The following is a 13,842-nucleotide window of genomic DNA, read 5'->3' as shown; positions in this document are numbered from 1 at the left end:
TGTAGAACATTCTATCAAATTATCATACGGACTAAGCAAGCGCTAACTAGAAACATTACTAGTTAGCGCTTTTTTATATTCTCAGGAGGATAAAAATGAGAAAAAAAATCACTATTAGTGTTGTTATCACCTTAATCGTTGTAACAATTGGTTGGATTACTCTTCAAAGTAATACTAGACATGAAAAGCAATCATTAACTGTTAAACCTGGGATTTTAACAATTGGGCTAGAAGGTACGTTTGCCCCATTTTCTTATCGCCAACATGGTAAACTAACCGGTTTTGAAGTTGAACTATCAGAAGCAGTTGCCAAAAAAATGAATCTCAAACCTAAATATGTAGAAACAAAGTGGGATTCTTTAATTACTGGATTAGATGCCAATCGTTATGATGTTATATTTAACGATATTGGTATTACACCAGAAAGAAAGAAAAACTATCTTTTTTCAACACCATATATATACTCCAAAACAGTTTTAATAAAGCAAAGTAACAATTTAAGTTTGAACCACTTAACCGATTTAAATCACAAAAAAATGGCCCAATCAACAACATCAAACTTCGGTACCTTAGCCCAAAAAAATGGTGCTAATATCGTAGCAGTACCAGGTATTGTTGAAGCCATGAATCTGATTACAACCAATAGAGTAGACGGGACATTAAACGATCTTGGGGCTTATAACACTTGGAAAAAATCAAATCCAAATGCAAAAACTGTAGCCATCGATATCAGTAAGGAAAGTCCTGCTATACCCGCTGCACCGCTAATACAAAAAAATAATAAAATATTGCAAAAACACATTAATAGTGCACTGACAGAACTAAATAATGATGGCACGCTCAAATCACTCTCAATGAAATATTTTGATACTGATTTAACGACAAAATAATTTAATTAATTAGGATATAACATGATAGAATTCCTCCAAATAACAATAGAATATTTACCAGAAATTCTAAAAGCAGCTCTGGTTTATACAATACCCCTAACAATCATTTCCTTTGTACTAGCTATTATTTTTGCAACAATAACAGCAATCATCCGCGTTGTACCTATGCCATATCTACCTTCTTGGGCGCACCTTATGATGCACACTATAAAAATATTCGCTAATTTTTATGTATGGATTTTCCGTTCAACACCAATGATTGTGCAGTTATTTATTGTTTTTTACGGTCTTCCAAATGCCCACATCACAATATTTTCAAATGCATGGGTGGCAGCAATTACTGTTTTTTCGTTAAATACAGGTGCATATGCTTCGGAAAGTATACGTGCTGCCATTTTGTCAGTTTCTTCTGGCCAAAGTGAAGCTGGTTTATCATTAGGTATGTCAATAGGACAAGTGTATAGGTATATTGTCATACCTCAAGCTGCACGTATGTCTATTCCACCACTTAGCAATTCCCTAATTAGTTTATTAAAAGATACCTCTTTAGCCAGTGTTATTACAATCGTTGAAATGTTTTACTTAAGCCAGCAAATTGCTGCCGCAAACTATCACGTTTTAGATTTATATATTTTAGTAGCCCTCGTATATGCATTCATGACTAGTATGTTATCATTTGGACAACGTTATCTTGAAAAGTATACAACCAAATATAGGAATTAATGACGGTACGGTCAATTATTCAACAAAAATATTGATATGGTCTTTTATGGTAGAATTGGTTTATTGGAGCAAATACATGGCAAGAAAACGATCGTATAAAAACAATACCAATCAATTACAAAGTAAAATCATATCTGTGCTAATTGTTTTAGCAATTGTTATGTTTTACTTATGGCAAAATCATCGTCCTCAAAATCCTACAACAGAAACAAAAGTTTCAAAATCTATTGTTGCTAATGACAATCAAGCACTGTTAAATATACAGTGGGATGGCACACTTGATGGTGATATTGTCCATATCAATAATAACCAAGCTAATTTCTCTGATACTGAATTAAAAGACACATTCCCATCGCAAGGTTCTAAGTTACGTCCCGTTGATGGACTGAGTTTGTCCCCTTTAGATGCATTGGGGAGATCTCAACAAGGAAACTTCTTGGCTAGCCAATCCAGTATGGACAAAGTAACTACTAGGCCCCAGCGTATTGGTTATGATGTGAGACCTTCTGGATGGTTTATTAATGATCATTATGATGGTACTAAATGGGTTGGGGGTTATCATAATAATCCAAATGTTAAACTTGGGAAAAGTAAACAACCTCTATGGAATAAATCACACATTGTTGGTTATCAATTTTTTGGATTACCCACCATGGTGACAGAAAACATGACTACTGGCACCCGAGTAGAAAATGCATATCCTGGTCAGTTAGCAGCTGAAGATGACATCAGAAATGCTATTAAAAAAAATCCCACTGTTAAAATACGAGGTCAAGTCACCCCTTTATATTTAAATTCAGAGCGCATTCCACGCGGAGTTCATTATATGGCTAAATCAGTTGATGATAATGGGAAAACATTGAATTTCAATTATTGGATTTTCAACGTTCAGCCAGGAATCACAATTGATTATGCTACTGGAAAGGTAACCGTTAATGAAAAATAAAAAATCAAACCGCAATATTACGGTTTGATTTTTTATTGCTATGAATTTATCATTCTCTTAATTTTCAAAACATTAAATGACTGACTTACTTTACATTATTATCTTCTGAAATTTTCTTTTGATTTGAATCAATAGAGTCAATTTGCCATGTTTTAGATTGCTTATCATACATCATGTGTGCTGTTAATTCAAATGTTTGAGTTAAATCACCAGAAGTATCACCATCATGGTCAGAACTAGATGAATAGTAAAAATCAGTTTTAACTTGATAAACAGCATCAGCAGTATTCAATCCAGTTTGATTCACTGACTGCACCTCAGGAGAATTAAAACTTACCGATTGGGCGTTTCGCTTTGCATCATGTAAATTATGCTTAATCATTTGCTTATAATCTTGATAAGATTTATTGTTTGCACCATTTTTAAACATAGTTAAATCATTTGAATCTGATTCATTTGAAGCATAAGAACTTAGCGCACTATACATGCTGTTGATCGTTGAATTGGCATCATTTTTTGTCATCAAACCATCTGCATCTAAATTAATACTTTCGCCGTCGTATAGATCACTTAAATTCATCTTTTCAGACCTAACTACTGTCCCATTAAAATTAGATTGAACATAGGCTTTTGCACCTTTACTGATTGGCATTTTATTAACTTTTAAAAGACCATCATTAAGTTTTCCAACCTTTTTTCCTCCTACATATAAATCCCCGGAAGTTAAATTAGAATTAACGTCAAAACTAATCATATTTATAGACAAATTAATATCATCATTTGTCATTATCATTCGTGAATCATTAGCAGAAACATTTTGACCACTAACGTTACCAGTGGCCTTGAATTTATATAAACCACTTGCCTGATGAATTAACTGTTTCGTATAAGTATCAGAATCTGATTCACCAATTGATTTACCATTCATCTCTAGCTGAATACCTTTGTTGTTTGTGGTTACACTTAAGTTTACCGGATTAATTTCAAGTTGATATTTCGGAAAAATAAAGAAATTACTACCTGTTTGCTTAAACACAAAGCCATTATCATCTTTTTGACTAAGTAGTTGACTATAAATATCATTCTCTTGATTAGCAGACCATTTGCTAGGCATACTATTAACGAATGGCATAACATCTTTTTTATTAATGCTTTTTTTTGTATCAGACCACACAAAATTATCAGCGTATGTTTTACTATTGCCCGACTTCAACACTTTAATCACGCGTTTTGCAGTCTCACCTTGAGAGTAGTAATGATTGCCCCAAGAGTAAAGTGCAATCAGAATTCCTAAAACAACAAGTAACGTACTAATCAACCATCTATTTTTTTTAGATAATTGTTTTTTAGGATAATCAATCACTTTATCAGATACTGAAGAATTTACATTGCTAAAGTTATTACTTTTGGCTTCTTTTAATTCCTCTATATTCGGTTGTCGCCCATTGTTTTGAACAAAATTCTTTTTCCATTCAATAGCAGTATCTGACACCTTATTTTCTATATCGTGATAATCGTTTTCATTAGCCGACTCTGTAACACTGTCCACCTGGAAATTATGCTTTGAAGCTTCAGTCACTTCTTCAAGTGTAGGATTCCTGTTATAAGTTTTTCTAAATGCAGCTAACCATTCTTTTTTTTGATCTATCATTCTTATTTCACCCTAAAACATTTGTAAATACGCGACCCAAGTTTTCAAACATAGGTATAATAATTACTCTTAATTCAATGATAGTAATTATTATACTAATCACTACTTGTAGTAACATTAACCACAGTAAGTCGATTTTTTCTGGTTTAGAATGCGCTTTAACAATCACTAGTTGTTGTCCAATTATTAGAGTAGTTATCCCAAACTCTAGAACGATTAAAACAAGGTTAAATGAACTTGTCATTGTTTTCATTAATGTGTCTAAATTATCTAACGATAAATTATCAATTAATGGCAGTGGCACGATAAATGATAGTCCTAAAGAAACAAGACTAAATAAAGATACTGGTACTAACCATTTAAGATATTGATTAATGGTCTGTTTAATACTGGCTTGATTACGATTAATTAAAACAAGACCTGGTATCGCAGTCACATAGGCTAAGGCGAAAGTTACGAGGATGCAAAAGAAAAATTGTGAATTGAAATTACTAATCACAGTTGCTACCTGTTCAGGAACTGCCCTAAACTTTGAATAGCTTTGCATCGTACTATCAAGTAATCTTCTAACAAGTGTTGTAACTGTTAATGTACTCGTTAATGTGGCAAAAACGTATATTATCCACAAATACAGTGTACGTGACGTCTCTGTTTGACTTGGGTGAACAACAAGTGGCTTCACCCAAGTGAAAAAATTGCCAATGCTTCCCTTAGCATTGGTATATACTCGGTCTGCATCAGCAGATAACTCTGACGGCTTTACAGTTGATTTTTCGGTAATTTTGACATCAATTTCACCCTCTTCAATTGCCTTAACAATCTCTTTATCAGTAGGTTGCCTCTCATTAATCAATTCAAAATACTCAATCCATTCTTTTTTTGTAGCCATTAACATCCTCCCCTGTGATATTCATTTTTGTATAAAATAGCCTTTTTAATTATATACTATTCCGCTGATAAAGAGTAGAAAATCCCCTAAAATGAGCAATGACACGTGTCTAGATGATAACAAATAGTTAATTCAATATATAATAAAATGATTTTTTACATGCATTAATAACTCTTTTTTATATTAATTAACTATTTACAAAAATATAAAAAAAGCTTATCAATCGTATGCTGATAAGCTTTTAACATAATAAAAAGTTAGTAAGCAAATTATGCTTGACGATAAACATAATAATAAGGGTACCCATAATGTGATTACTTATTTTACTTTACGGCAACGTACCGTACCTAAAGAAATATTAGGTCGAGTAGTATCTGTAACACGTATGATTTCTTATGCTTCAATTCCGGTGGGATCATGGTTTGAGGGACTACTCTTAGGATGGGGACAGCCTATGTTTTTAGTGATTATGATTGCTGGTGTTATTCACACTTTAGCAGGAGTTATAGCTAGAATTTCTCCTCTTGGAAAAGAGATTTGATATAAATGAAATGTTATTTCTTAAATCATCATCACAAAAAGAGTGACAAAAATTGAAGTAAGTCAAGGTGATTTTTCAATTAATTGCAATAAGTTTTTTTAATATTGAATACTTGAATCGTTGCTATAAAATGATCTTGTTTGTTTTTAAACATCAAAATTGAGCATAAAGTACCCTAACATTCTAATTGAATCAAATCAGAAAAATCCTGTAACGTATTAATTATAAGAAATATACCAATTATTTTTCAATAACTTCACAGAAACAGCGCTCTACCTACTAAAAATAGGTTGAACGCTGTGTTGTTAATACTGAGATGGTTGTTAAAAATTATCGATATAATAGTGCTTTTATTTTTCTTTGCCAATTATATTTAAAGTCCATAGTGTTAGATTCATCAAATTTGCTCAACATGTCAAATGCACGGACACTCATCACAAATATTCCCCAAATTGTCCATCCTAATACCCCGCCTAATTTAATGACACTAAAACAATCTAGTATTTCTATAACTAATAGAATAAGGGAAATTAATAACAAAATACGATAAACTGGTTTCAATTCACTTTTAACTGATTTCTTATCTAAAAATAAACGCATTTGCTTGTCTTCACGCAATATTTCATCTATCGAGAATCCAAAATAATCACTTAATTTAATTAGTGTCATAACATCTGGATAACTATTTCCGTTCTCCCAACTAGATATTGTTTGTCTAGTAATAAAGAAATCATCAGCGATTTTTTGTTGCGTTAAATTCATAGCCATACGTGCCGTTCGTAATTTTTTTCCAAAGGTCATAGGTCTCTCCTCTAAACATATTATTACATTATGAACTTTGATACATCAAGCAAATCATATTTGCTACTGTCTAGAGTCTCGTGTTGTAGTCTAAATTTTGGATATATCACATATTGTGACAGATTTTCATTTATATACTCAAAGAACTGGAATGTCCTGGACCACCACGATGTGGATCAAAATGACGAATTGCAGCATTAACTGCAATTGGTGCCTCACCAAAACCAACAGCAATTAGATCTGATTTCCCATCGTAGTGATTAGCATCCCCAATCGAAAAAACACCTGGAATATTAGTCTGCATTTTTTGATTCACATTAAAAGAGAAATTTTCTTGTTGAGGCTTGACTTGCCATGATTGTATAGTTTTACTTTCAGATATAAAACCATAGCTAACGATAAGATCATCAACTGTAATAGTATTAATCATTTGATTATCTTTAACATGTGACAAAGTGAGTTCTAACTGCCCATTGTATTTTTTCGATACTTCAATAACTCTCTTTGGTGTTTCTTGGATCACAGTTGACTCACTCAACTTTTGGACACTTTGTTCCATTGCTCTGAAATGATTACGCCTATGAATGATAGTTGTTGATTGCGTCACATTATTCAACATGGTTGCCATATCAACAGCTGAGTCACCACCACCAACAATAGCGACATCTCGGTTACGGAAATCCTCTTTGTTTTTGACAAAATAATGTACCCCTTGACCCACTAAATCATCCACTCCCGCAATTTGCATTTTTCTAGGCTCAAACGCTCCCTTTCCCGTAGCAATAATAATTGTCTTTGAAACTATTTTTTGGTGATTACTAGTTGAAATAATAAATAAATTATTGTGTTCTTTAACATCATCCACCGTTGTACTTGTTCTAATTTCTACTGGAAACAATGCTAATTGTTCGTTTAATGCCTTAATAAAATTTTCTCCTGTCACGCCAGCAAAACCCGCAACATCTAAGAGTGTTTTTTCAGGATATAATGCCGTAACTTGACCACCAAGTGTCGCCAAACTCTCAATCAATATGACTTTTGTATTTCGTAACCCTGCATAAAAAGCAGCGAACATGCCTACAGGTCCACCACCAATAATTGCTATATCATATATTTCTTCTGTCATCGTTTACCACTTCTATTTCTTATAATTATGTCTATATTTTTTCAATCTTAGTTATCATTATACCGATAATTAACTCTTTTAACCCAATTTAAAAGTATAATCGGTATAATAAAAGTATTAATAATTCGGAGGATAACTATGACACTCTCTTTAACGTGTCATACATAATGAACATGGCTCAAAAAAAAATGATTTTAGATCTCGACACTGGTATAGATGATGCTTTAGCTTTAGCTTATGCTGTTAGTGATCCAAATGTTGATTTAATTGGTATTATCTCAAGCTATGGTAATACGCTGGTTAAAACTGCTGCTCAAAATTCGCTGAATCTGTTGCATTTATTAGGTGCTGATGATGTTCCTGTATTCTTGGGTGAAAGCCATTCCTCAACAACTGATCATTTTGATGTTATGGAAATATCACAATTAATACATGGTAAAAATGGCGTTGGCGATGTCACTTTGGAACAATCACCACGTGACGTTGAATCACAATCAGGCATTGACTTTTTAATTTCAGCTGCACATCAATATCATGATAACTTGATTTTCATTCCTACTGGTCCACTAACTAACTTAGCAACAGCTATTAAAAAAGATCCCGAAGTAGCAAAATTAATTGGTAACACAACACTTATGGGTGGTGCATTAACTGTTCCTGGAAATGTTTCACCGTTTACCGAAGCTAATATTCACCAAGATCCTGAAGATGCAGATTACGTTTTTTCACATCAAAAAAACCTGACGATGGTTGGTTTGGATGTCACATTACGTACATTATTAACAAAAAAAGAGACAACCGCTTGGCGTGCGCTTGGCACAAAAGCTGCTGAAAAATATGCTGATCTTATGGATTTTTATATCGATGCTTATTTTAAACTTAGTATTGATAAAAAAGGTGCGGCCTTACATGACCCACTAGCTGTAGCTGTTGGGATTGACCCAACATACGTCACAACGTTGCCTTTAAATATGAAAGTGACTTATGATCGTCAAAGTGGTGATTATGGTAGAACGATAGGTAACAAAGAAAAACTACTTGAACCAACTACGACTAAAGCTGCTATTTTGGTTGATTCTCCACGATTTGTTTCTGACTTTCAATCAACTATGCTGTCTATTCTATCTAAATAAAAAAGTTGCAACTAATAGCGTTGCAACTTTTTTATTTTCTAATTTGCCCATCACCAAATACTTCGTACTTTATCGTGGTTAGAGCTTTCAGCCCCATTGGTCCTCGAGCATGCAACTTTTGAGTAGAAATACCAATTTCCGAACCAAAGCCAAATTCAAAACCATCAGTAAATCGACTAGAAGCATTTTGATACACAACTGCTGCATCAACTAGATTCATAAATTGAACGACATGATCTGTTGTTTGACTAATTATTGTTTCTGAATGATGTGTTGTATGTTGATTAATCCAACTAATAGCTTCATCTAAGTCTTGTACAATTTTAATGCTCATAATTAAATCATTATACTCAGTATCCCAGTCTTTTAGAGAAGCGGGAATAATGCGCGAGTCAATAGCTCGACTTAATTCATCTCCACGTAATTCAACTCTCGCAGCCAATAATTTATCGACAATTTTGGGTAAGAATGTTTTCGCAATATCAGTATGAATTAATAGTTTTTCGGCTGCATTGCACACTGATGGCTTTTGAGTTTTAGCATTATGAATAATATTGAGCGCTTGTTCTTGATTTGCCGAATCATCCACAAAAATATGTGTATTTCCAGCGCCAGTTTCAATGACTGGCACTGTTGCATTCGTAACCACAAAGTCAATAAAATTAGCAGAGCCTCTAGGAATCAAAACATCTACTGTCTCTCGCATGTGGAGCAACTCATTAACTGCCTCATGAGACGAATCTTCTATTAATTGAATAAAATCCGGATTGAACTTATTCTCTTCTAGTACTCTCCTCAATATGTTTGCCAAACATTTATTGCTATTTAAAGCCTCTTTCCCACCTCGTAAAATAACTGAATTTCCTGATTTTAAAGTTAAAGACGCAGCATCTACTGTTACATTAGGTCGCGCTTCATAAACCATAGCGACAACACCTATTGGGACAATTTTTCTTACAATTTTTAAATCAACATGGTTTCTCCACGAGTCAAAAGGCCCGGCAAGTGGATCATCTAGTTTGGCAACTGCTACTAGTGAAGTAACCATATCATCAATAACCTGATCGTCCAAAGTTAAACGCTTTTTCATTGATTGACTTAAAACATCCCCATATTTCGCAAGATCAATCTTATTAGCGCTAATAATAGCATCTTTATTATTTAATAAAGATTGCGCCATTTTCTTCAAAAGTGTATTGCGTTGATCATATGAAAGTTGAGACACTTCCATAGCTGCTGCTTTAGCTCGCAGGCCAATTTCAACCATACTATTTGTTGTCATCGTTTTCTCCTTCAAACAATGTGCCGACGTACTTTCCCTCAACAACATCTAAAATAGTTGCCGGATTTTCACCATTAATTAGCACCATCTTTCTACCGTTTTTAATAATATAATCAGCTGCTTGAAGTTTGGTTACCATGCCACCTGTTCCAAGAGTAGAAGAGCCATTAGCACCAGATAAAAGTTTTTCAGTAACTTGATTAACTTTAGCAATTGGTTTGGCGTTCGGATTAACATGCGGATTATCAGTATAAAGTGAATCAATATCGCTTAAAATAATCAGACCATCTGAATTTGTTTCATGAGCAACAATCGCTGCTAAACGATCATTATCACCAAAAGAATGCTGATGATCCAATTCATCAACAGCTATAACATCATTTTCATTGATAATTGGTATAACCCCTTGTGACAACATAGACTCTAGTGCATCTATCGTATGTTTCAGCATTTGCTTGTTATTAAAAACATCGTATGTCAGTAATACCTGGCCAACATGTTGCTGGTAAAATGCAAAACTTTGATTATAAATTGCCATTAAGTAACTTTGCCCAATAGCTGCTAATGCTTGTTGTGACGGTATATCGGTGGGCCTTTTTTTAATATTCATTTGTTCTAAAGCCACACCAATCGCTCCTGAAGTAACCAAAATGACTTGATACTTAGATTTCTGTAACTGGGCTAATGTTTGTGATAGCCGATTAATAACAGGATATTTTATTTCTCCACTAGCATCAACAATGGTGCTGGTTCCAACTTTAACAACTAAACGTTGCCAAGATTTATTGGTGTCTTTCTCTAAGAAATTGATTGACATTTTGATAATCCTTTTTTATAAATCAGTATTAGTTTTCAATACATAAATGATTTTGAAAAACGACAAATAAACAATGATTAATTAATTTGAATATTATTATATCATGAAAAATTCCTAATAAATAAGCAAAGAAGTCTTATGTACTATCTCGAATCAAGGGTTGTACTGATTTAAAAAATACGTTATTTTTTCTTTGTATAGCTCTGGATAGTCATTAAAGCTCTGGACATGCTTTGTTCCTTTAGTAACCCACAGTTCTTTAGGCGCATTTAAAGCATGATATAGTGGATAAACCATTTTAGTTGGCACAAATGTGTCAGAATCACCTTGAATAAATAATGTTGGTTGCTTACTTTTTTTGACTTGTTCTAAAGGACTAGCTTCACTATAGGAGTACCCCGCTCTAATCATCGAAATACCTGAGACAACATTTACTAGCGGAAACCAAGGTAAATGATACATAGCACCTGCTTGATACTTAGTCTCATCTAACAAGCTAGTATAAGACGAATCAGCAATAACTGCTTTCACTTGTTTTGGTAGATCATCTTCTCCAGATGTAGACAAAACAGTTGCAGCACCCATACTCATCCCATACATCACAATACTTGACTCTACACCATTTTTTTGAATAATTTGATTTAACCATTGTATATAGTCACGTCTATCTAACCATCCATACCCTATCACATTACCTTGTGAATCACCATGGGCACGGTTGTCAGGAATCAAAACATTGTACCCAAGTTGGTGAAATAGCTCGCCATATATAGCCATTGTTGTTTTATTATTATGCCAACCATGAGCCAATATTGCTGTTTTATGAGTTACTTGACTTGCTGGGACGTACCAAGCTTCTAAAGTTAAATCATCTGATGTTTTTTCATGCCAAATCGTTTTTTTCCTTGATAAAAATGCATGTTCATACTGATATAATGGATTATTTTTGGATCGTAACACATCTGGTTGATTAGATTTCTCATCACGAATTTGTGCCACATGAAAAAAGTACATGCCAGCAAAGAATAAGATTATAATCATAATTAACATTATGCTAATGATCCATTTTATAAGGATATTCATTACCTATTACCTCTCAGAATATTCATTTTACACTGTTATGTGGAGGCTAGCAAACAACTAATTTTTTACTTATTTGTAGATAATATTAGAATCATTAAGAATGGTATACTTTAATAAGAATATTATGAAAGAGGTAAGTTAACAAATGAAATACTCACAAACCTGGAACTTAGAAAGTATTTATGCTGGTGGTATTAATTCAGATGAGCTAGCAAGCAAGTATACATCTGTTGCTATTGAAATTTCGGATTTCAATCAACTTGTATCAAAAGCAATATTTTCAACTGAAACGATTGCTGATTTAGCTGAATTGGCACAAGTAATAGAGTCTGGCTTAGGGACAATCAATACTTTCATTAATGGATGGGCTTCTGTGGATTATGGTAATAGTATTTACACAACTCATTTTGACCGACTGGGAAAGTTATTTGTAGACTATGCAATTCCTATGAATAAATTTAAAAAATTACTTTTACAAGCTAATGAAAGACAGTTCAATGAGAGCCTCTCTTCTTCAAAACTAAACCCAATTGCCTTTTATTTGAGAGAGCTGAGAAATGATGCAAAAAGATTATTAGATGATGACACAGAATCTCTCGTTAATCAACTAGATTTAGATGGTCAACAGGCATGGTCCAAACATTATGATACGATATCTTCAGGACTGTCAATGATTTATACGGATGAAAGCGATGGTCAATCTCATCGTATTTCAGCAGGACAAGCGCTTAATATGTTAGATGGGGAGCCTAATAAAAATACTAGAGCAAATATAATGACAAATTATGAAAAAATGTGGGGGAAAGCTGAAAATCTATCCGCTGATACATTAAATCACTTAGCCGGTTTTCGCTTAACGAATCAACGCATTCACGGGCGTCATTCACATCTAGAACAACCATTAGAGATGAACAGGATGTCTCAAGAAACTTTAGATGCTATGTGGTCAGTTGTAGATAAAAATAAATCGATGTTTAAGCCTTACTTTGAAAGAAAAAAAGCATTGTTAGGTTTAGAAAGTATTGGTTGGCAAGACCAAGTAGCACCACTCACTAATATTGGTGATTATAAACCATCGGATATTTCATATGACGATGCAGCAACATTCATTATTGAACAATTTAGTAAATTTTCTCCTAAAATGGCCGAATTTGCAAAAATGGCTTTTAAAAAGCGCTGGATTGAATCAGAAAATCGGCCAGGTAAACAACCAGGTGGTTATATGGAATCTGTTCCTGACTTAAATGAATCTCGTATTTTTCTTACCTATACTGGATCTGTAAATGATGCTGCGACTATAGCACATGAACTAGGTCATGCATTTCACTCAGCACAATTAGTAGACCTACCACTTTGGCGAGATGCCTACGCAATGAATGTCGCTGAAACTGCCTCAACATTTGCTGAACTAATTGTCAATGACGCAAATGTCAGAGAAGCAAAAACCGATGCAGAAAAATTAGTTTTATTAGATGCTAAGATGACAAACCCAATTGCAATGTTTTTAAACATTCATGCTCGTTTCTTGTTTGAAGATGCTTTCTATGCCGAAAGAAAAAAGGGGGTTTTAACACCAGAACGATTGAATACATTAATGGACAACGCTCAAATTAACGCATTTGATGGTATTTTAGAAACGCGCCACCCACATTTTTGGTCATCGAAACTGCATTTCTTTATTGATTCTATACCATTCTATAATTTCCCATATACATTTGGTTACCTATTTTCTGCTGGTATTTATGCCAAAGCTCAACAAAGTAGCCAAGATTTTGAAAATCAATATATTGCGCTACTAAGAGATACGGCAAACATGTCATCTGAAGAACTTGCGAAAAAACACCTTGGTGTTGACCTAACACGTCCTGAATTTTGGCAAGCTGGTGCCGATTTAATTAAATCTGATATTGATGAATTCCTATCTTTATCAACACAATTTATATAAAAAAGAGCTATTAAG

The 13,842-nt window shown here is 33.7% G+C and carries 13 protein-coding genes; 6 read left to right on the top strand and 7 right to left on the bottom strand.

Going from position 1 to position 13,842, the window contains the following annotated elements; all coding sequences use genetic code 11:
- Positions 1-95 precede the first annotated feature (95 nt).
- The 3 genes from K5Q12_RS03000 to K5Q12_RS02990 all read left to right on the top strand — a co-directional run bounded on the left by K5Q12_RS03000 (position 96) and on the right by K5Q12_RS02990 (position 2,559).
- A complete protein-coding gene (locus K5Q12_RS03000; protein WP_220742241.1) occupies positions 96-890 on the top strand; it encodes a transporter substrate-binding domain-containing protein in 795 nt (264 codons plus the stop codon).
- A 21-nt stretch (positions 891-911) separates the two neighbouring features.
- Positions 912-1,613 carry an amino acid ABC transporter permease gene (locus K5Q12_RS02995; RefSeq protein ID WP_220742240.1) on the top strand — a complete coding sequence of 234 codons (702 nt, stop codon included), beginning with the start codon at positions 912-914 and terminating at the stop codon, positions 1,611-1,613.
- Between the two features lie 76 nt (positions 1,614-1,689).
- Positions 1,690-2,559, top strand: coding sequence for a DNA/RNA non-specific endonuclease (locus tag K5Q12_RS02990; protein WP_220742239.1), 870 nt, complete (start codon positions 1,690-1,692; stop codon positions 2,557-2,559).
- Positions 2,560-2,644: 85 nt separating this feature from the next.
- Here K5Q12_RS02990 and K5Q12_RS02985 read toward each other — a convergent pair whose 3' ends face one another.
- Positions 2,645-4,210: a zinc ribbon domain-containing protein gene (locus tag K5Q12_RS02985; RefSeq protein ID WP_246570474.1), complete on the bottom strand. Its 1,566-nt coding sequence runs from the start codon at positions 4,208-4,210 to the stop codon at positions 2,645-2,647.
- Between the two features lie 7 nt (positions 4,211-4,217).
- Positions 4,218-5,099, bottom strand: a complete 882-nt coding sequence (locus K5Q12_RS02980) for a hypothetical protein (RefSeq protein WP_220742238.1) — start codon at positions 5,097-5,099, stop codon at positions 4,218-4,220.
- Between the two features lie 271 nt (positions 5,100-5,370).
- Between K5Q12_RS02980 and K5Q12_RS02975 the strand changes: the two genes are divergently transcribed.
- Positions 5,371-5,640: a hypothetical protein gene (locus K5Q12_RS02975; protein ID WP_246570473.1), complete on the top strand. Its 270-nt coding sequence runs from the start codon at positions 5,371-5,373 to the stop codon at positions 5,638-5,640.
- A 330-nt stretch (positions 5,641-5,970) separates the two neighbouring features.
- On the opposite strand, the gene K5Q12_RS02970 is transcribed toward K5Q12_RS02975, so the two are convergent.
- On the bottom strand, positions 5,971-6,441 hold the full coding sequence (locus tag K5Q12_RS02970) for a helix-turn-helix domain-containing protein (protein WP_220742237.1): 471 nt from the start codon (positions 6,439-6,441) through the stop codon (positions 5,971-5,973).
- A gap of 130 nt (positions 6,442-6,571) precedes the next feature.
- Complete coding sequence (locus K5Q12_RS02965; protein WP_220742236.1) at positions 6,572-7,567, bottom strand: NAD(P)/FAD-dependent oxidoreductase; 996 nt, start codon at positions 7,565-7,567, stop codon at positions 6,572-6,574.
- 173 nt (positions 7,568-7,740) lie between these two features.
- Here K5Q12_RS02965 and K5Q12_RS02960 point away from each other — a divergent pair, with 173 nt between their 5' ends.
- Complete coding sequence (locus K5Q12_RS02960; protein WP_220742235.1) at positions 7,741-8,700, top strand: nucleoside hydrolase; 960 nt, start codon at positions 7,741-7,743, stop codon at positions 8,698-8,700.
- A gap of 31 nt (positions 8,701-8,731) precedes the next feature.
- Here K5Q12_RS02960 and K5Q12_RS02955 read toward each other — a convergent pair whose 3' ends face one another.
- The 3 genes from K5Q12_RS02955 to K5Q12_RS02945 all read right to left on the bottom strand — a co-directional run bounded on the left by K5Q12_RS02955 (position 8,732) and on the right by K5Q12_RS02945 (position 11,882).
- Complete coding sequence (locus tag K5Q12_RS02955; protein ID WP_220742234.1) at positions 8,732-9,982, bottom strand: glutamate-5-semialdehyde dehydrogenase; 1,251 nt, start codon at positions 9,980-9,982, stop codon at positions 8,732-8,734.
- Positions 9,969-10,799, bottom strand: coding sequence for a glutamate 5-kinase (gene proB, locus K5Q12_RS02950; protein WP_220742233.1), 831 nt, complete (start codon positions 10,797-10,799; stop codon positions 9,969-9,971). Before proB ends, K5Q12_RS02955 begins: the two co-directional genes overlap by 14 nt.
- A 153-nt stretch (positions 10,800-10,952) precedes the next feature.
- Positions 10,953-11,882 (bottom strand): alpha/beta hydrolase, encoded by a 930-nt coding sequence (locus tag K5Q12_RS02945; protein WP_220742232.1) that lies wholly within the window; start codon positions 11,880-11,882, stop codon positions 10,953-10,955.
- A gap of 145 nt (positions 11,883-12,027) precedes the next feature.
- Between K5Q12_RS02945 and K5Q12_RS02940 the strand changes: the two genes are divergently transcribed.
- Positions 12,028-13,827: a M3 family oligoendopeptidase gene (locus tag K5Q12_RS02940; protein ID WP_220742231.1), complete on the top strand. Its 1,800-nt coding sequence runs from the start codon at positions 12,028-12,030 to the stop codon at positions 13,825-13,827.
- The last annotated feature ends 15 nt before the right edge of the window (positions 13,828-13,842 follow it).

Origin of the sequence: Leuconostoc palmae (assembly GCF_019656075.1) — a bacterium.
Taxonomy (GTDB): Bacteria; Bacillota; Bacilli; order Lactobacillales; family Lactobacillaceae; genus Leuconostoc; species Leuconostoc palmae.
This window is presented reverse-complemented; position numbering and strand designations above follow the sequence as displayed.